This window comes from Microcoleus sp. AR_TQ3_B6, assembly GCF_036702785.1.
GTDB lineage: Bacteria > Cyanobacteriota > Cyanobacteriia > Cyanobacteriales > Microcoleaceae > Microcoleus.
On sequence record NZ_JAUBVJ010000131.1, the window covers coordinates 1 to 17,232 of the forward strand.

The window sequence follows — 17,232 nt, forward strand, 5'->3', positions numbered from 1 at the left end:
TGGGGAGACAAGCCCTCTGGGGCTATTTAAATTAGGCTCGAAGCTTCGTTCAATTGGACGGGTTTTTGGTTTAAATACTGCCGAAAGGATGAATAGTTTAAAGGTATGTTAGTGAACCAAGAATCCCCGCGCGTTCACGCGCCTGGAGTGTCAATCTGCTTCGTCTAAGTGTTCTGTGACGGCTTGGTAAAGTTCCAAAACGTGTCGATCGAGTAAACTATAAAAAACTTGTCTCCCAACCTTGCGGTAACTTACCAACCGCATCGCCCGCAATGCCCGCAACTGGTGCGATACTGCTGATTCGCTCATTCTCAAAGCCTGGGCCAAGTCGCACACGCACAGTTCTTGTTTTGCCAAAACCGACAGCAGCCGCAGGCGGTTCGCATCTCCCAAAAGACTGAAAAACTCTGCCATCCGCTGGGCTTTTGCGGTATTGAGAACTTGTGTTTGGATGTCGCCGACCCGCGAACACTCAAATAGGTGCGAGGGATCGCACGTTGGTGTATCGTTTACTTCGCGAGGCTGACTTTTCGCTCCATTAACAGCAGAGTTTGGTGACATCTTTTCCACGCTGGTTTTAATTCTCATTTTCATTTTAGTGCGATCGACAAAAGTTTTGTAACAAAACTTTTACATACCCTTGACCAATATCTGAATATGTGTTCATATATTAGTATAGATAAACAAACCCACGAGGAAAATCTAAAATGACTACCGTCACCCAAATGAAATGCGCCTGTCCTACTTGCCTCTGCATTGTCAACCTCAGTGACGCCATTGAAAAAGAGGGCAAAACATACTGTTCCAGTGCTTGCGCGGACGGCCACCCCAACGGCAGCGGCTGCGGCCACACCGGCTGCGAGTGCAACAAGTAAATATTCGCCTTCACAAAAGGTTAATCAACAGCTCTAAAATCTATCTAAAGGGAGATGCGAAGAACGCATTTCCCAATTATTTTACTTGTAGGTTAAAGAAAAGTTAAGACAAAACTAATTTAAGGTTAAAATTGTATTAATAGACTAACTACACAAGGCTAAGTACAAAAGACTAAGTACAATTGCTACTTGCGGAATACAATAGAAGTAAGTTGTGGCGCGATAGTAAGTACAAATAGTGCTATTAACAGCAGAGACCGAATCAAAATTTGAAAACCAAAAGTTTAATTAGGAGGGGTCAATGAAAGAGCGGGAAGATTTTTTACATCCTCGCAATCGCTACTATGGTGATTTCACACCAGAAAACTTGGCGTTTAATGCCAACTTGCAGGAATTTGCTCAGAAAATAACTTATATTTGCTCGCTGGAAACAGGAGGGAAAATTAGCGCTGAGAAAGCCTATAAAGATATTAAGATGCTTTGGAAAGACTTAAAATCCTCTAAGAAACAATTGGGAATTGGTCAAAAACCCCCCAGTACCGATGAGGGGAATTCACCTTAAATCACAATAAATAACAATCTTGTAGGGGCGGGTTCACCAACATCTGCAACTCACCTCCCGAGTATTTGTAAACCCGCCTCGACTCCACCAAAAATACTTTTGAATTTTGAGTTTAAAGTGTAAGGTGCGCCGAAAAACACCCTAGGAAGTCTATGGTTGAGGAGTTGGTGTTGCTTCTCTTGCAAAAGGAGTGCAATTGCCGCCGAGGCCAGAAGTAATGGCGCAAGTATTAGTTTTCAGCATTCCCTGATATGTATCAGCACCGGTCCCGGGACCGCCCAACTCGTCGCTGTAAAGTTCCTTGTCCGAAATTTTGACATTTGCCTCCCTCGCCACAGTCTGCATCAACTTCGGATTAGTTGTCGTTTCGGCAAAAATTGTCGGCACTCCCGCTGTCTTAATTTCTGAAGATAATTCGGCAATTCTTGCTGCTGTGGGCTGTTCTTCTGTCGTCACACCTTGCAAAGCCCCAGCAATCTCCAAACCGTAAGCATCGGCATAGTAAGTCAAAGCATCGTGAGTTGTTACTAATTTGCGTTTTTGGGCTGGAATAGTCGCAATTTGAGCTTTGATCCAAGTATCTATTTTTTGTAACTCATCTGTTAAGCTTGCTGCATTTTTAGTATAAAGTTGAGCATTGGTGGGAGAAACTTTAATCAATTCATCCCGAATTATTTCTACCATGCGCAGACCATTTTGAGGGTTATGCCAAACGTGAGGGTCAGGGACTTTTTCACCTTCTGCGCGGGATTGGTTCTGGGCTTTCTCTTCGCCGTGTTCGTGCTCGTGTTCGCCTATTAGCGGTTTGGGAACTGCGAGTTCGTGTACGGCGATTTTGGGCGCGGAATTACTGCTGGATTGAATTAACTTAATGATGCTGGGTTCGTGGTTGTAGCCGCCGTATAAAATCAGATTTGCGGTTTCAATTGCTTTGCGGTCTTCCGGCTTGGTTTGATAGGCGTGGGGGTCGTCTCCCGGGTTGATTAGACAGGTGGTGTGGATCGAACTTTGAGCAATTTCTTTAGTTATGCCGCAAATAACGCCAGTCGTAGCCACGACTTTTGGCAACTTGGCGGCCCGACTGGCTTGAGTTTGAGTGGCGGCGGGACTCTCTGACACCGGATTGGTTGCATTCTGCCCTCCACTGCAGCCAACCAGTCCGCACCCCATCGCCAAAACAGTCGCACCCCACCATCGGCCAGTTTTTCTTTGTATCTTCTTTAACATTTTTACCTTTGGAACGATAATCGTTATTGCTTTTTCGAGTTATCCTATTCTAGTAGGTACGAACAAGAATCGTTCTCAAAATCTCGAATTATGTTAGAAGTGCAAGACTTAGCTGTCAATTATCGAGGAATTTCGGCCCTCAACAGCGTGAATTTCCAGTTAGATGCCGGACAATTAACTGGTGTGTTCGGCCCCAACGGCGCGGGGAAAAGCACGATGGTGAAAGCGATGCTGGGATTGATCCCCACCTGTCGGGGTTTGGTGAAATATCAGGGGAGGCTGCTGAAGGAACAGTTGTCGCGGGTGGCGTATGTGCCGCAGCGATCGCAAATTGACTGGGATTATCCGATTACGGTGTGGAATGCGGTAATGATGGCGCGAACCGTTCAGACTGGTTGGTTTCGCAGTTTCTCGAAGCAGTCGCAAGAATTGGTGAAAGCTGCTTTGCAGAGGGTGGGAATGTGGGATTTGCGCGATCGGCAAATTGGCGAACTTTCGGGCGGACAGCAGCAGCGGATTTTCTTAGCAAGGTCGATCGCCCAACAAGCCGATTTATTCTTCTTCGACGAGCCATTTAACGCGATCGACCAAGCAACAGAAGAGATTATTTTTGATATTTTTGCAGAACTCAAAGCCCAAAATAAAACATTGCTAGTAATCAGCCACGATTTAGGCGAAACTTTAAAACAGTACGACAATTTATTATTGCTCAACAAGCAGTTGATTGCGACTGGTTCCTGCCGAGAAGTTCTGACCGCAGCCAATATTCAAAAAGCCTATGGATACGATTTAAGTTTAGTTGCGGCGTGAGAGGAAAAAGATTTATTTTTAACCGCAGATGAACGCAAATAAACGCAGATAATTATCTTATATCTGCGTTTGTCTGCGTGTATCTGCGGTTAAAAGAATAAGATTATTGAGGTAAGTAATTAAATGTTAAATCTACTAATTGAGCCGCTCAAGTTCGAGTTCATGCGAAATGCGCTCGCCGTCGGCGTTTTGCTAGGAATTCTCTGCGCCGTTGTCGGCTCCTATTTAATTGTACAGCAAATGGGAATGATGGTTGACATGATTGCCCATTCGGTATTAGCAGGATTGCCGGTTGCTTTTTATTTAGGTTTCAATATTTCGATCGGCGCGTTTATATCGGGAATCATCAGCGCGGTAATAATGGCCTGGATTCAATCGCAATCGCGCCTAAAAATTGATGCAGTTATGGCATTAATTTTGTCTACATTTTTAGCAATTAGCGTCACGCTGATTGGCCTGCTGCGGACAACTAAATTAGACTTAGACGGATTTTTGTTTGGGAATATCTTATCAGTTGCACCGACGGACGTGCAGCAGACTTTTGTCATTACTTTGATAATTTTGGTTGCGGTTAAACTCCTTTACAAAGAACTGCTATTCTATACTTTTGATCCCCTGGGAGCGCAAGCCTGCGGTTTGCCTGTAAACTGGATTTATTTAGGGATGATTTCGGCGATTACGCTGACGATTGTTGCGAGTTTGCAAACTGTGGGGGCGCTGTTAGTAATTTCGCTGTTAATCGGACCGGGAATTACGGCGTATTTGTTGGTAAAAGAGCTGCATTTAATGATGGGATTAGGAGCCATTATTGGGATTACAGCTAGCGTGACTGGTATGTATCTCAGCTATTATTGGAATATGCCGTCAGGTGCGGCAATTGTATTAGTTGTTTTTGGGCTATTTTTAGTAGCTTTGCTGTTGAGTCCCAGTCAAGGGATTTTGACAAGAAAGAGAGGATAACACTCCTGGACGGACAGATTCTATCTGTTGTGAGTTTTGTATGCTTATTTACGCAAAAAGTAATTTAACGCCCTACTTATAGTAATCTATAGCAATCCTAAATGATTTGCGTAATTATTGTAGGGGCAATCCCCCCGTGGTTGCCCCGATAGATAGGGGGTAGGCAAAGAAAGGCACTACCCCTACAAATTTATCTGAATGATTTAGGATTGCTAGAGGATTTTGTAAAGAGCAAGTTCAGTGCTGGACGCACTTCGACGCTTAGAAACCGGGTTTTTTACTCGATGTGGTCTGCAACGAAGTAGACGCTGGAAAAACCCGGTTTCTGGGCACCCGTGGGTAAGCCCTAAAGTTTTCAATTGTTTATGTTTTGGTCAAACGGATGCGTAGGCGAACTTAGCGCCGCCCGAACTCTTTGCCGCCCAGAGATTTTGACCAAACCAGCAATTCGCCTCCACAGCCGCCAGCGGCGAGAAACTGGGCTTCGGGATGCCATGCGAGACAGGAAAAACCGCCCTCTGCACCTTCTAGAATTTGCAGCAATTGTTCTGCTTCGTACCACAAACAAACTTGACCGTCTGCGGCTGCGGAAGCTAATAAAAATGTGGTAGGTTCAAAGGCGATCGCATTTACCACATTTTCATGCACTTCTAAGGCCCAACCTTCCCAACCGACTTCTTCATCAGCGTCTCTTTCCCAGACGGAAATGCCTTGAGAACTCGAAGCAGCTAACAAAGGTGCACCCAAAGAATTAGTTTTATCCGACCAAGCTAACTCCCGGACTTTCCCCGGAAAACCCTGCATTACCCACGGTTGAAAACTGCCCCATTCATTAACAATTAGGGTGTTGTCCATATTGCCGCAAGCTAAATATTCCCCTGACGGCGACCAAGAAATTGCACCTGTTGCAGACGGTACTGACAAGACGTGCGGGTCTTCGTCCCAATCTTCGCCGTTCCAAACTTTGACGCCTTGATAGCCGCTAACTGCCAGATATTTAAGAACAGGATGCCATGCTAAATCGAGGATAGATGATGAGTTGAAATTCAGCGTTACTTCAACAACATCATCATCAGCATTCCAGACTTGAACTGACCGGCCCATACTGAAAGCTAACTGATTGCAGTGGGGACTCCAAGCTAACTTGTCAACCCAGACGCGCTGGTTATCCAAATCAGCAATTAATTCGCCCGAATGGGCGCGCCAAATTCGCACTTTTCCGTCTTGGCCGCCAGCAGCTAGAAATTGGTTGTCGGAGGAAAAAGACAAGCAATCGGCTGATTTACCCGTGGCAGTTTGTAGCGGTTGCAAGGACAATTCATTAACTCCTCCTACTTTCGCCAGCATCACTTCGCCCGCAGCGGAACAGACTGCTAAAGTTTTGCCGTCCGGCGACCAAGTAACAGCAGTTACGTAGTCAGACAGCATTGCTTCGGCGTGAAATTCCAGGGTTTGTTCGCTACTTTTTAAACTAGACACCGACGGAAATCCTCTCGCAATTGATTTTCGTTTAAGTTGCGGCCGATGAATACGAGTTCATTTTTCGGAGTTTCGGTAGCTTTCCAAGGTCGATCCTGCCGGCCGTCGAACACCATGTGTACTCCTTGGAAAACAAATCGCTTGTTGTCTCCGGCGATATTCAAAATGCCTTTTGTCCGAAAGATATTCGGACCTTGAGTTCGCAACAATTCCTCAATCCAATCGCTAAATTTGTTGCCGTCAATGGCGCCCGGTTCTACTATTGCTACTGAGGTAACAGTTTCGTCGTGTTCGTGTTCGTGTTCGCCCAAAAAGTCTGGTTCGATTTCTAATGCCCGGTTCAAATCAAATGCTTTAACGCCCAACAAAGCATCCATTTGTAATTCTGCGTTGCGGGTACGGTAAATTTTTGCCATTGCATTCATGGCGCGAATTCGCTTTTCTAATTCTGCCAATTCTTCATCAGTCACTAAATCTGTTTTATTTAGTAAAACTACATCAGCGAATGCAATTTGTTCTTGAGCTTCGTCTGCGTCCCAGTGCTGCCAGATATGCTTGGCATCGACTACGGTGACAACTGCATCTAGCAGCAATTTGTCCCGCATATCTTCGTCTACAAAAAATGTCTGAATTACGGGCGCGGGGTCGGCTAAACCTGTGGTTTCGATGACTATGTGGTCGAATTTGTCGCGCCGCTTCATTAAGTTACCGATAATCCGGATTAAATCACCTCGGACTGTACAGCAAATACAGCCGTTGTTCATCTCGAAAATTTCTTCATCGGCATCAATTATCAGTTGGTTGTCGATGCCTACTTCGCCAAACTCGTTGACGATGACTGCAACTTTTTTGCCGTGTTCCTCTGTTAAAATCCGGTTGAGTAGGGTAGTTTTGCCTGCACCCAGATAGCCCGTGAGAACGGTAACAGGAACTGATTCGATCGCCCCAGCACTCACCATACTTGACCTCGATTATTGTACAATGATAACCATTATCGCTATTCTATACCAGACAGGCTGCTAGGATCCAGAATATTACAAAATGTTAATAAATTGTTCGCTGGAGGCTTTTGGGTCGGATTCGGTCAAAAATAGACAAAATAATATTTGTTGGGTTATCATAAATCAATCTCTAAATTTAATTTGAAAAACACCATGACTCCGCTATCTTCCAAGCGAAAAGCGCTGCGCGGTAGACTTTTTCCCGACCAAACTATACCACCTGAAGAATTAGCAAGGCGCAAAGCAGAAAGAACTAAACTCGGTTTGCGCTGTAGAGAAATATTTGAGCGAGTTCGCCCGGAACTGATCGGCGAGTATTACAATTGGTTTATTGCGATCGAGCCCGACAGCGGAGAGTATTTAATTGACAGGAAATTTCTCGGAATCATTGAAAAAGTTAAAGAACAATATAGCGATGGAGATGTGAGGCTAACAATATTTTGCCTCAATGAAAGAGGAACCTGCGGTCGGATATGATATCAGGAAGGTTTGGGGAAAACGGAGAGTTATTTTTTGAGATAGAATTGATTGCTTCTAATGGCGAGGTTTTTCCTGTGGAAGTGCTTCTAGACACTGGTTTTACCACAGGTTTTATAGCAATGAATTCTCAAGATTTAGATGCTTTAGATTGGTCTTTAATTGCCCCGCAAATCGAGATGCAGACAGCGCGGGGAGAAGGCTTTTTTGATATCTATGAAGCTTGGGTAATTATTGACGGTCAAGATTTGATCGTTCCCGTTCATGTGGGAGAGGATATTCCGGAGATTTTAATCGGTTCCCAATGGTTGGATAGGATGCAGTTAGTTGTTAATAAACCAAGCGGGATTTTGACGTTAGAAATAGTAGGGAGTGCAGAATGATTGAAGAACGATCGCCCTTTGTCAAAAAAAGCGTGAAGCGGAGCTATCCCGTTCGCGAAGCGTTCCCGAAGGGTAGGGAATCGCCCGCATTCCACTACAAGAATGACTGTATTTTAGCAGAGTCGAGTTCCCGACCGATCAGCACTAATTTGGTCTGCCGGAGTTCGGAAGGTTGCCAAGGGCGATCGTAGAAATATTCTATGCGATCGCCCACACCTTGCAAAACCATCCTCATCGGCTTCTTGGGAACCGCCACAAACCCTTTAATCCGATAGATTTCCTGCTGCTGCATCAAGGATTGCAGTTTTTTCACCAAAGCTTCAGGTTCAAATTCGCGATCGGCAATAAAGTAAGTCGAGTTAATATCATCATCATGTTCGTGTTCTTCCTCAGCATCGTGGTGACTCGGGCGAGACTCCAAATCATCCTCAACCGCCGCATTAAATCCCAATAGCACATCGGGGTTAATTTCGCCAGCTTTGCAGGGAACAATTTTCACACTCGGACGCAACTCTTGTTGCAACCAGCTTTGGACTTTCTGGTGAGTTTCAGCATCTACGCGATCGACCTTCGTTAAAAGTACCATATCGGCACAGGCTAACTGGTCTTCAAACAATTCCTCGATCGGAGTTTCGTGATCTAAACTAGAATCAGCCTGCCGCTGTGCCATCAAAGCATCGATATCACCGACAAAAGTACCGCTAGCAACAGCTTCGCAATCGACAACAGCAACAACACCGTCCACAGTAGCACCGGTGCGAATTTCCGGCCAGCGAAAAGCTTGAATTAAAGGTTTAGGAAGTGCCAGGCCCGAAGTCTCAATTAAGATACAATCAATTTTTTCTCTGCGCTTCAACAATTCCTGCATAGTCGGCAAGAATTCCTCTTGAACCGTGCAGCAAAGACAACCATTTGTTAGTTCAACAATATTGCTGCTAACATTTTCTTCTTCGTCGCAAACTTGGCAATCGCGCAGCAGTTCTCCATCAATACCGATTTCGCCAAATTCGTTAACCAGAACAGCAATGCGGCGACCTTGATTATTTTGCAATAAGTGGCGAATTAAGGTAGTTTTGCCGCTACCGAGAAAACCAGTGATGACAGTAACAGGAATTTTGTGCATGGATAATTTTGTGCTTATTTGGTGATATTTCGTTCCCAGGCTCTGCCTGGGAATGCTAATCTAGAGGCTCTGCCTCGCTGGAAGAAAGGAGCGCTTTTAATACGAGGCAGAGCCTCTGCATATGCGTTACCAGGCAGAGCCTGGGAACGAGAAACGAGAAGGTAAAAACTAAAGTCCTTACTACAAACCTATCTAATTTGGCAGTGGAGGAATCTTTGCTAAAACGCCTTTTTTCAGAGCTTGAGGACGCTCAGACCAAGGCAACAAACCGTCCGGTTTAGCATAGTATTGACCCGCGCATTCGAGTACAGCCTCGACGCTTTCCGACTCATTTGCTGGTAAATCGCCAAACAGATAAGTGTACTTTCCAACAGCAGCAAAAGACACCGCACAAGAGTGACTGCAAGCACTCATGCACTCAACCTCTTGAATCTCAAATTTATCGGAAAACTCCCAATCTTTAGCGAGTTGCGACAAATTTTCCATGAATTGTTGACCGCCGCTTTTGCCTTCGCGCTTGCCGTTTTTCCAAACACTAGCGCAAGCAGTGCAAACAAACAGACTGTGCTTTGTGCGTACAGCCGTGTTAATTCCATCCATCATCCGTACCTCGCAGATGCGTTCAAAAGTGAGTTAGATATCGGCGGGCATTCTGACTTGAGAAACCACAACGGTTTCCTTACAGTTGCGGGACAGCGCCGGACTTGCACCGAACTTTCCCCGTTTCCTCTAGCGACTGCTCCCCGCTAGAACCGATCGCGAAATCAAATCCTATCACACTTGCCGCCTTTTTGGAAAAAAGTTAAGTTTGTAGGAGCGATTTTTAATATGTAGCAGTATAAAAGAAACTTTCGTAGTAAGCACTAAAGTCCTTTTTAGGGAACTGGTATTAGCTTTTGGTTACATCCAGATTGCTTGAGCAACTGTACTGCGGATTCGCTTTAAGTTTTCCTCGCCTATATCTTTAAGCTTTAACAAAGACTCGTCGCTAGCTTCTGCTAATTTTGACACAGTGGAGTACCCAGCATTTTTTAGTATATCAATTTTAGGCTTGGTGAGTCCATAAGGATATGCCTTAGATTGCTTGAGTTTGCTAATATCTTCATTTAAGATTAGCATTTCGCCATGCTCAGGTAATTCAGGCAATTGAATTTTAAACAATTCGCTTGTTTTGTGTAATTCTAAAGGCTCATTTCTCTCATTTTGCTCATTTAACCACCTAGTATAAATTTCATTAGTAACCCGAGCTCCCGTAGTTTTTTCCAACAATGTGCATAGATTCAAGCTATATCTTGTTCCTCGTCCTCTCGATTTCATTGCCCGTGAAACATCTCGAATTGAAATAAATCCAGTATATTCAAGTAGTTCTAACGGCTTTGATAGACGTTGTGCAATTTCTCTTAAAATAAGTACATTCTGCTTATTTTGCTCACCAGCCTGCTGAAATATTGATTCTGCAATCTCCGTTGCAGGATCGAGCATTGGTGCATATATGCCAAGTTTGGGCTTAAGCTCTTCAATCAAGGGCCAATAGTAATTACTGGCAAGGTCTATCAGTGTCTTGGTTATATGGGCTAAACTAATCTTGTTTTCTCCACAGTTTCCCGACAGACTATTCCATGCAAATATAAATCCCCTCATGTTTCCCAGTACAGCCCGTCCCATCAACCCCGCAACATTTTCTAAAGTCAATTGACGAGAGAAAGACTTTTCAGGAAGTCGCTGAGAAAACCTTTTTCTAATTATCTCGGCAAAGTTGGTATTATAGTCTTTTAGTTCATCATTCCTTGAAACATCGATCACCGTAGCATCATTATATACATCAAACCTTGTTCCAAAATTAGTAACTCCCGGGTAAATAGCAGCTTTACATGATATTGTACTGCTCGATAAAGTCCGAAATATATCGAAAAATTCATGCAGCGGAGCTTCCCGACCAATGTGAGCCGCGTCATCAAATAAAATAACTATCCTTTTCCCAGATGCACTCGATAAACCCGATAATTCTCTCTGAAGTGATGTGATGTTTGGCAAAGCTTCAAACTCAAAGAGATTATCTGCTTTAATAACTGCCTTATTTACGGCATCAATTATTAGCTGGCATAACATTCTTTCATACTTCTTACCTTCACTTCTGAGTAATTCAAGATGACGAAGACTGATGTATATGCCAAATGCAGAGCTTAGATTTTTTTCAGGATACATTCTTCTCGATGCTTCTCTCATAAGCGCACTTTTTCCACTACCACGCGCCCCTTTTAATAACACGGGGCCATGAGCAATCAAACTAGAAATAAAACGATCCTCTTGTTTTGAGAAATAATGCAGTTGCTCAAACTCTTCAGGCGAACAATCTTCTGCTGCTAAGATCAGCGATGGATTTTCAGAAATAGCCTTAACCATTAGAAAACTCCCATTTCTTGAATTTCTTTATAAGCTGCGATCGCTACTTGAATATCGAGTTTATTCAGTGCATGACTGACTACAGAAACAATTAACCCAAGGGTAGCGATATTACGAACTGTTTTCTCTATCCGTTGTTGAGTTGTGTATCGATCCAAGGCTGAACTTAAAGGAATCACCAGTTCGTGATGTATTCCTTTTGAAAGTTCAGAGTAGACACTTGAAAAATCAGTTAAAGTTTCCTCATAGAATCTGTCAAAACTTTTTATTCTAAGATTGTCTATCCATTCATCCCCCCTGACATCTTCGATTGCATCCAACAGCTTATCAAAGTTAGCAGACCATATTAGTCTCTTATAATAATCTCCAAGCAAAGCTCTAGTAGGGTTTTGCAGTGACTTATCAGCCCAAAGATCCGTAACTTTGTCTGCCAAAACATCACCTTGCCAACGTATAGAGGACTTATGAGGCTTATCCATTAGATAATTGGGCTGCCTTTGACATTCCCTAAGCAGGAGAACTCTAAAAGGATCGAGCCTCGCAATCAGTGCGGTACATCCCAATTCAAGTATACTTCTCCCTAAAAATGGGGCAAATAATGAAATTTGGTTATCACTGAGGGATTGGAGTGTTACTAGCTCTTTAACAACATTATTAATTGACACGTATAAATGACTTAGAACCTCATCAATATCACCTCCATCATCAACTACATTTCCACAAAGTAGTTTGGCTAAGGCTGACTGATTACTTACTGGCTCATCGACACCTGATTCATTAGAACTCATTTTATTTCACTGTAACCCGATCGACCGCTCCCAAAATTTTCAACGTTGCTTTGTGAGTCTCTGTGATGCCTGTTACCACAAAAATATTCATGAGGGGGCTGGGTGCGCCGTGCGCGCCTTACGAATAACTACGAATACGACCTGTAGGGTGCGCCACAAGCACCCTACAGATTACAAACTATGCAGTTTCGTGCTTCCGCCATGCGGGGTGCCACAGCAATTCGGCAGTCGATCGCTTCTCGACCATTTCAGGAGTAATCAGACAGTTAGCCACATCCTTGCGAGAAGGCAACTCGTACATCACATCCAGCATTAACTCTTCTAAAATGCTGCGGAGAGCTCGGGCGCCAGTTTTGCGGCGGTAGGCCTCCTGGGCGATCGCCCGCAGCGCTTCCGGCTGGAATTCCAATTCCACGCTGTCCATCTTCAACAGCTTTTGATACTGCTTCACCAGCGCATTCCGGGGCTCAGTCAATATCTGCATCAAAGCTGCTTCATCCAGCGGCGAAATCACCGTCACCACCGGTATCCGCCCGACAAACTCAGGAATCAAACCAAACTTGACTAAATCGTCCGGCTGTACCTGCTGCAAAATATCAGCGGCCCGCTTGTCTTTCGCCGGCAAAGTTGAGTTGCTGTCGCTTGCTGTTGGCTGAATAAAGCCCAAGGATTTTTTACCCAAACGCTGTTCGACTATTTTTTCCAAACCGACAAAAGCACCGCCGCAAATAAATAGAATTTTGCTCGTGTCAATTTGAATAAAATCTTGGTAAGGATGTTTGCGGCCGCCTTGCGGGGGCACATTAACCACTGTTCCTTCCAACATTTTTAGCAGCGCTTGCTGCACTCCTTCTCCCGATACATCCCTAGTGATCGAAGTGTTTTCGCTTTTGCGAGCAATCTTGTCAATTTCATCAATATAAATAATGCCGCGCTGCGCCGATTCCACATCAAAATCCGACATTTGCAACAGCCGCAGCAAAATATTTTCTACATCGTCGCCGACATATCCAGCTTCTGTCAGCGTCGTCGCATCGGCTACCGCAAACGGGACTTCGAGCATTTGCGCCAAACTTTGGGCTAACAAGGTTTTGCCGCAACCTGTCGGCCCGACTAGGAGGATGTTGGATTTTTGCAGTTCTACATCGCTGTCAGGGGAAGACTTCTCGTTATCTTTAGCTTGGTCAACGCTCAAGCGCTTGTAGTGGTTGTAAACTGCTACAGAAAGGACTTTTTTTGCTGAATGCTGGCCGATGACGTGGTTGTCTAAATGGTGCTTAATGTCTGTCGGTTTCGGAATTTGACCTAAAACCATTTTCGATTTATTCGATCGACCCGGGCGCCGCGTTCCTTGTCCTGGAGACTCTCGCACCTCTGATTGGGGAATCTGTTGACCAATTGTTTTACTGGAGTCAAAGAACTCCTCCTCTAAAATTTCATTGCACAGTTCCACGCATTCATCGCAAATGTAGACGCCGGGCCCAGCTATTAACTTGCGGACGTACTCTTGCGACTTGCCGCAAAAGGAGCATCTCAGATGGGAGTCATATTTTGACATATTTGCCTCTTACTTTACGGTTGCGGTTGCTTGTTTCGACTGGGGAAGTTGCCGCGGGAGCGACCCATTGCTCTGCCCTAGAAAGGTTTCCCGATCGGACACCCAAGCCAGTCACTCTATTTTAGATTTTAGATTTTAGATTTTAGATTTACTCCACAGATGAATTTTGGAGCTTGAACTTTGGTCTAAAATTTGGCGCTCTGCACTTCTGGCGTCGGGGGCTTGTTTCCGTTTTTTGGCGGAGTCAAGCTTTGCGAGCTCTATTTATAAGTTAACACTTTTGAGGCTTCAGTCATTAGTCATTAGCCATTCCACCCAATTTTTAATTTTTAATTCTCATTTGAAGGTAAAACAGCACTGGCTTACCATTTTTTGTATTCCAAAAATTTTCCCGACATAATTATTTTCACTCGATCGCCTTTTGGGTCTGCTTCTTTCTCGACATCCAAAGTAAAGTCGATCGCGCTCATAATCCCGTCACCAAATTTTTCGTGTATCACTGCTTTGAGCGGCATCCCGTAAACCTGCATAATTTCATAGAAACGATAAATCAGAGGATCGACCGGAACCGAGGCTTCCAAAGAACCTTTTAACGGAGGTTCACAGAGAACCGCAGCCGTCTCGCTATCTAGGCCCAAAGCCGAGACAATTTTCTCGGCTTCATCGACCGATGCGGTTGCTTGACGGTAAATAACCGCCGCAATCCAAACTTCGTCGCGCCCCAAAACTTTTTCCAAATCTGCCAAACTAATTCCCTTAGCTTTTTTAGCAGCCAAAAGCTTTTCTGTAATTTCTGAAATTGCCATTAAATATTCTCCCACTCACTGCTGTGTCAGATGTGAAATATTTCTCACATTTTGGTGATTTTGTCAATACCAAAATCAGAAAAAAAACCGAATTTATCACTCGGAACTTCAGCAAAAGCTGGTCTCGTCAACCCCCACAACTCATACAATTTGACATTGGAGATTTGAGATTTGCCAATGGCTGATGACTACCAGGGTTGAGAGCTAGTCAACAGTTGCAGTCTTTTTTCTCGCCTGGTATCCCAACTGAATTAATCCCAAAATAACTCATAACTGCCCTGCGGCGATGGTACAGTTGGCAGTATAGGCAGTACAAGTTACACAAGCAAAGGCTTTAGGCATTCCGCAAACAGCCGAATTTTTATCGTGCTAGCGTGAAGATCAATTCTCGCTCCCGCAGCCAAAGCCCCTTTACCGCTCACAACCCACAACCGAAAAAAGTATGGAGATTAAGACCAAAGATTACACGCTCCAGTACGATCGCGATACGCAAACAGTCACCTGCTGCGGCGCGTTCCGACTCAACCTGGTGGAAGAATACGCGCCCATCGTCGATTTGTTCAACGAAGTGGCTGACTCCTCGCCAAACACGGTTACTCTAGACTTGCGAAAGCTAGAATTTTTAAATAGTTCGGGAATTAATATTGTCTCAAAGTTTGTCATCAAAGTGCGCCAGCAAAAAAATATTCAAATCGCCATAAAAGGCTCTAAACAGATCCCCTGGCAGAAAAAATCCCTGAAGAACTTGCAGCGGCTGATGCCTTCCTTGCAATTAGAATTCGAATAGTAGAGAAAAAGTTGACATTCTCGGTGACTATCAGGTACGGGGATTCTAAGAATCACTTCTTAGATTTCCTTTTTCTGCGACTCGGCTTACTTGAAGGAGTTTCCTCACTCAAGCTATTGTCGATGTCTCGCCTAGAAGTTTAACATTCCCCTGTGTCCCAGGGTACGAAGTGCTAATTCAAGTATGTTCCGCGCTGCATTCCAATCTCTGTCCTGTACGTGACCTCCGTGAGGACATCTGTAAGTTCTTTCACTTAGCAACTTTTTAACTATTTCCCCGCAGTTAGAGCAGTTCTGAGGCTGTGTAGTGCGGTGGAACAGCTACTGTTGCTATACCAAATACCTTGCCGAATACTCTACCTATTACCGGAAAGCTGACCGCGCAGCATCAGAAATAGACTTAGCTAATTTTCTGTTTATAATCATGTTCCGTACCTGCAAATCTTCCTAGGCAACCAAGTCGTTAGACTCGACTACGCCGGAAAGCCAGCTTCACGGCAAAATCTTTACGCTGCCTACTTACTTTGAGGTACTTTCGACTCAATCGATTTCTTGATGAGGCTCTATTCTTAGATCGTTTCTTAGTTCTGGAGAGTCGGCGGTTAAGTCGTTTGAGGGCTTTTTCGGACTTCCTCAGATGTCGTGGGTTATCAACAGTTTGCCCCTCTGAGTCGGTGTAGAAATTAGTCAACCCAACATCAAGAGCAATCTTCTTGCCTGTTGGTTCTCGTTTCTCTATCCGTTCTCTATCAATAAGCTGTTGCGGAATTTAAATTGTATGTCAAAAAACAATAAAACAATGAGTGGGGTGTCCCGCCCGCAGAGAATATGCAATTTAAATCCGCGACAGCTTACACAACTGGCAATAATATCCATCGGCTCGACGGACAACGTAATCGGGACTCGAAGACATCATTCCCCATCCCCCAAAAAATTATAACGCCGATAAACACTTGCTGACTTTAATTAACTATATTCTCGACATTTCTAAAATAAAAGCGGGTCGGATAGAGCTTTACTTAGAAAATTTTGACCTTGGCACTTTAATAGAAGAAGTCGTTGCAACTTTGCACCCTTTGGTCGAAAAAATCACAATCAATTGCAAGTTTTGCTCTTCGTTACTTACTCTGCTAAACTAACAATTAAAATGCCAAGTAAGCAAGCATCTATTTTTGTAATTATCGAAATTTCTCAAGCCATACGCAGAACGTTTTATTAACTTGAGCTTGTTGTTGATACCCTCAACAACACCACTTGTCGTCCTCTTATCAAAGTAAGCAATTATTTCATCCAGCCACTGGATAATATTGTTCCCGCTATTGGGAAAATATTTTTGGGATTTTTTGTGCTATTGTCCAAGTTTAAATAATGCCTTTAACCAATTTGTTGTTTTTTCAAAAATTTGTCGAAAATCTTCTTTTAATTCAGGCATTATTTTGAGAACCGAACACACAATTTTCACTTCTATTAGCTTAATTTTTTGCTTTTTATTTAAGTCTTGTTCATTTTTCAATAAGGGATACTTGCTTTTGTTTAATCCCTCTAAAAGTTGTTTACACTCTGCTTGGTTTTAGCGTAAATTTGTGTTTTTTTATAAATTTGTTGCCGGGATTTTTTAGCGTTTTTTCTGTGTGTCTAACTCCTTGTTTACTTGTATGGCTACATGAAATCTGTCGGCTACTACCTGAACATTTGGTATGAGCTCCATGACGAGGGTTTTGTAACTTCTCCACAAATCTATACTAACTTCTTCTATCTGTTATAAGACCTCTGTACCCATGAAATAAGGACTTTCTTAATGTCTACTTGCGTTCTCCCGGGAATAATGGTGATTAATTTAGATGTTTCTAAATCTATTAATACAGCAAACTAATTTCCTTGACCTTTAATTAAGGCAATTTCATCAATTCCTAGTTTTTTGAGTGCCGATGGTTTTGAGGATAATTGTAATGAGGCATCCTCTAACATTTTTTCTATTTCTTCTGTTGTTACTA

The 17,232-nt window shown here is 43.7% G+C and carries 19 protein-coding genes, 1 pseudogene and 1 riboswitch; of the genes and pseudogenes, 7 read left to right on the forward strand and 13 right to left on the reverse strand.

The window, feature by feature from the left end:
• Positions 1-150 precede the first annotated feature (150 nt).
• Complete coding sequence (locus QUB56_RS34230; protein ID WP_332960801.1) at positions 151-561, reverse strand: metalloregulator ArsR/SmtB family transcription factor; 411 nt, start codon at positions 559-561, stop codon at positions 151-153.
• A gap of 146 nt (positions 562-707) precedes the next feature.
• Between QUB56_RS34230 and QUB56_RS34235 the strand changes: the two genes are divergently transcribed.
• The gene (locus tag QUB56_RS34235; RefSeq protein WP_332960802.1) at positions 708-875 is read left to right on the forward strand and encodes a metallothionein; all 168 of its coding nucleotides are present in this window, start codon (positions 708-710) and stop codon (positions 873-875) included.
• A 301-nt stretch (positions 876-1,176) separates the two neighbouring features.
• Entirely contained in the window at positions 1,177-1,437 is a 261-nt protein-coding gene (locus QUB56_RS34240) for a DUF7219 family protein (RefSeq protein WP_332960803.1), read from the forward strand.
• A 150-nt stretch (positions 1,438-1,587) separates the two neighbouring features.
• Here QUB56_RS34240 and QUB56_RS34245 read toward each other — a convergent pair whose 3' ends face one another.
• Positions 1,588-2,664 (reverse strand): metal ABC transporter solute-binding protein, Zn/Mn family, encoded by a 1,077-nt coding sequence (locus QUB56_RS34245; protein ID WP_332960804.1) that lies wholly within the window; start codon positions 2,662-2,664, stop codon positions 1,588-1,590.
• Between the two features lie 90 nt (positions 2,665-2,754).
• On the opposite strand from QUB56_RS34245, the gene QUB56_RS34250 reads away from it, so the two are divergent.
• Both QUB56_RS34250 and QUB56_RS34255 read left to right on the forward strand, forming a co-directional pair.
• Entirely contained in the window at positions 2,755-3,474 is a 720-nt protein-coding gene (locus QUB56_RS34250) for a metal ABC transporter ATP-binding protein (RefSeq protein WP_332960805.1), read from the forward strand.
• Between the two features lie 123 nt (positions 3,475-3,597).
• Positions 3,598-4,434, forward strand: coding sequence for a metal ABC transporter permease (locus QUB56_RS34255; protein WP_332960806.1), 837 nt, complete (start codon positions 3,598-3,600; stop codon positions 4,432-4,434).
• A gap of 396 nt (positions 4,435-4,830) precedes the next feature.
• Here QUB56_RS34255 and QUB56_RS34260 read toward each other — a convergent pair whose 3' ends face one another.
• Complete coding sequence (locus tag QUB56_RS34260) at positions 4,831-5,913, reverse strand: WD40 repeat domain-containing protein (protein WP_332960807.1); 1,083 nt, start codon at positions 5,911-5,913, stop codon at positions 4,831-4,833.
• Entirely contained in the window at positions 5,901-6,872 is a 972-nt protein-coding gene (locus tag QUB56_RS34265; protein WP_332960808.1) for a GTP-binding protein, read from the reverse strand. Before QUB56_RS34265 ends, QUB56_RS34260 begins: the two co-directional genes overlap by 13 nt.
• Positions 6,873-7,067: 195 nt before the next feature.
• On the opposite strand from QUB56_RS34265, the gene QUB56_RS34270 reads away from it, so the two are divergent.
• Together QUB56_RS34270 and QUB56_RS34275 are read left to right on the forward strand one after the other, a co-directional pair.
• Positions 7,068-7,391 carry a hypothetical protein gene (locus tag QUB56_RS34270; RefSeq protein WP_332960809.1) on the forward strand — a complete coding sequence of 108 codons (324 nt, stop codon included), beginning with the start codon at positions 7,068-7,070 and terminating at the stop codon, positions 7,389-7,391.
• Positions 7,388-7,774 (forward strand): aspartyl protease, encoded by a 387-nt coding sequence (locus tag QUB56_RS34275; RefSeq protein WP_332960810.1) that lies wholly within the window; start codon positions 7,388-7,390, stop codon positions 7,772-7,774. Before QUB56_RS34270 ends, QUB56_RS34275 begins: the two co-directional genes overlap by 4 nt.
• 94 nt (positions 7,775-7,868) lie before the next feature.
• Here QUB56_RS34275 and cobW read toward each other — a convergent pair whose 3' ends face one another.
• From cobW to cynS, 6 genes are all read right to left on the reverse strand, one after another.
• Complete coding sequence (gene cobW / locus QUB56_RS34280) at positions 7,869-8,897, reverse strand: cobalamin biosynthesis protein CobW (RefSeq protein ID WP_332960811.1); 1,029 nt, start codon at positions 8,895-8,897, stop codon at positions 7,869-7,871.
• A gap of 192 nt (positions 8,898-9,089) precedes the next feature.
• On the reverse strand, positions 9,090-9,500 hold the full coding sequence (locus QUB56_RS34285) for a DUF1636 domain-containing protein (RefSeq protein WP_332960812.1): 411 nt from the start codon (positions 9,498-9,500) through the stop codon (positions 9,090-9,092).
• Between the two features lie 22 nt (positions 9,501-9,522).
• A riboswitch (cobalamin riboswitch) is annotated at positions 9,523-9,669 on the reverse strand.
• A gap of 128 nt (positions 9,670-9,797) precedes the next feature.
• Positions 9,798-11,300 (reverse strand): hypothetical protein, encoded by a 1,503-nt coding sequence (locus QUB56_RS34290; RefSeq protein ID WP_332960814.1) that lies wholly within the window; start codon positions 11,298-11,300, stop codon positions 9,798-9,800.
• Entirely contained in the window at positions 11,300-12,088 is a 789-nt protein-coding gene (locus QUB56_RS34295) for a hypothetical protein (RefSeq protein ID WP_332960815.1), read from the reverse strand. The genes QUB56_RS34290 and QUB56_RS34295 overlap by 1 nt, the downstream gene beginning before the upstream one ends.
• A gap of 178 nt (positions 12,089-12,266) precedes the next feature.
• A complete protein-coding gene (gene clpX / locus QUB56_RS34300; RefSeq protein ID WP_332960816.1) occupies positions 12,267-13,646 on the reverse strand; it encodes an ATP-dependent protease ATP-binding subunit ClpX in 1,380 nt (459 codons plus the stop codon).
• A 362-nt stretch (positions 13,647-14,008) separates the two neighbouring features.
• On the reverse strand, positions 14,009-14,452 hold the full coding sequence (cynS, locus tag QUB56_RS34305; protein WP_332960817.1) for a cyanase: 444 nt from the start codon (positions 14,450-14,452) through the stop codon (positions 14,009-14,011).
• Between the two features lie 442 nt (positions 14,453-14,894).
• Here cynS and QUB56_RS34310 point away from each other — a divergent pair, with 442 nt between their 5' ends.
• Positions 14,895-15,239 carry a slr1659 superfamily regulator gene (locus tag QUB56_RS34310; RefSeq protein WP_332960818.1) on the forward strand — a complete coding sequence of 115 codons (345 nt, stop codon included), beginning with the start codon at positions 14,895-14,897 and terminating at the stop codon, positions 15,237-15,239.
• Positions 15,240-15,370: 131 nt separating this feature from the next.
• Here the strand turns inward: QUB56_RS34310 and QUB56_RS34315 are convergent, their stop codons facing one another.
• The 3 genes and pseudogenes from QUB56_RS34315 to QUB56_RS34325 all read right to left on the reverse strand — a co-directional run bounded on the left by QUB56_RS34315 (position 15,371) and on the right by QUB56_RS34325 (position 16,946).
• Positions 15,371-15,499 carry a zinc ribbon domain-containing protein gene (locus tag QUB56_RS34315; RefSeq protein ID WP_332960819.1) on the reverse strand — a complete coding sequence of 43 codons (129 nt, stop codon included), beginning with the start codon at positions 15,497-15,499 and terminating at the stop codon, positions 15,371-15,373.
• A gap of 202 nt (positions 15,500-15,701) precedes the next feature.
• Complete coding sequence (locus tag QUB56_RS34320) at positions 15,702-16,007, reverse strand: transposase (protein ID WP_332960821.1); 306 nt, start codon at positions 16,005-16,007, stop codon at positions 15,702-15,704.
• A 366-nt stretch (positions 16,008-16,373) separates the two neighbouring features.
• Positions 16,374-16,946: pseudogene (locus QUB56_RS34325) on the reverse strand (ISL3 family transposase).
• Positions 16,947-17,232 lie beyond the last annotated feature (286 nt).

Excerpts from the sequence above, each read along its gene's own strand:
- QUB56_RS34235 (WP_332960802.1), top strand. The coding sequence starts at position 708 with ATGACTACCGTCACCCAAATGAAATGCGCCTGTCCTACTTGCCTCTGC.
- cobW (WP_332960811.1), bottom strand. The coding sequence starts at position 8,897 with ATGCACAAAATTCCTGTTACTGTCATCACTGGTTTTCTCGGTAGCGGC.
- QUB56_RS34240 (WP_332960803.1), top strand. The coding sequence starts at position 1,177 with ATGAAAGAGCGGGAAGATTTTTTACATCCTCGCAATCGCTACTATGGT.
- QUB56_RS34275 (WP_332960810.1), top strand. The coding sequence starts at position 7,388 with ATGATATCAGGAAGGTTTGGGGAAAACGGAGAGTTATTTTTTGAGATA.
- cynS (WP_332960817.1), bottom strand. The coding sequence starts at position 14,452 with ATGGCAATTTCAGAAATTACAGAAAAGCTTTTGGCTGCTAAAAAAGCT.
- clpX (WP_332960816.1), bottom strand. The coding sequence starts at position 13,646 with ATGTCAAAATATGACTCCCATCTGAGATGCTCCTTTTGCGGCAAGTCG.
- QUB56_RS34285 (WP_332960812.1), bottom strand. The coding sequence starts at position 9,500 with ATGATGGATGGAATTAACACGGCTGTACGCACAAAGCACAGTCTGTTT.
- QUB56_RS34265 (WP_332960808.1), bottom strand. The coding sequence starts at position 6,872 with ATGGTGAGTGCTGGGGCGATCGAATCAGTTCCTGTTACCGTTCTCACG.
- QUB56_RS34250 (WP_332960805.1), top strand. The coding sequence starts at position 2,755 with ATGTTAGAAGTGCAAGACTTAGCTGTCAATTATCGAGGAATTTCGGCC.
- QUB56_RS34270 (WP_332960809.1), top strand. The coding sequence starts at position 7,068 with ATGACTCCGCTATCTTCCAAGCGAAAAGCGCTGCGCGGTAGACTTTTT.
- QUB56_RS34245 (WP_332960804.1), bottom strand. The coding sequence starts at position 2,664 with ATGTTAAAGAAGATACAAAGAAAAACTGGCCGATGGTGGGGTGCGACT.
- QUB56_RS34310 (WP_332960818.1), top strand. The coding sequence starts at position 14,895 with ATGGAGATTAAGACCAAAGATTACACGCTCCAGTACGATCGCGATACG.
- QUB56_RS34295 (WP_332960815.1), bottom strand. The coding sequence starts at position 12,088 with ATGAGTTCTAATGAATCAGGTGTCGATGAGCCAGTAAGTAATCAGTCA.
- QUB56_RS34230 (WP_332960801.1), bottom strand. The coding sequence starts at position 561 with ATGTCACCAAACTCTGCTGTTAATGGAGCGAAAAGTCAGCCTCGCGAA.
- QUB56_RS34255 (WP_332960806.1), top strand. The coding sequence starts at position 3,598 with ATGTTAAATCTACTAATTGAGCCGCTCAAGTTCGAGTTCATGCGAAAT.
- QUB56_RS34290 (WP_332960814.1), bottom strand. The coding sequence starts at position 11,300 with ATGGTTAAGGCTATTTCTGAAAATCCATCGCTGATCTTAGCAGCAGAA.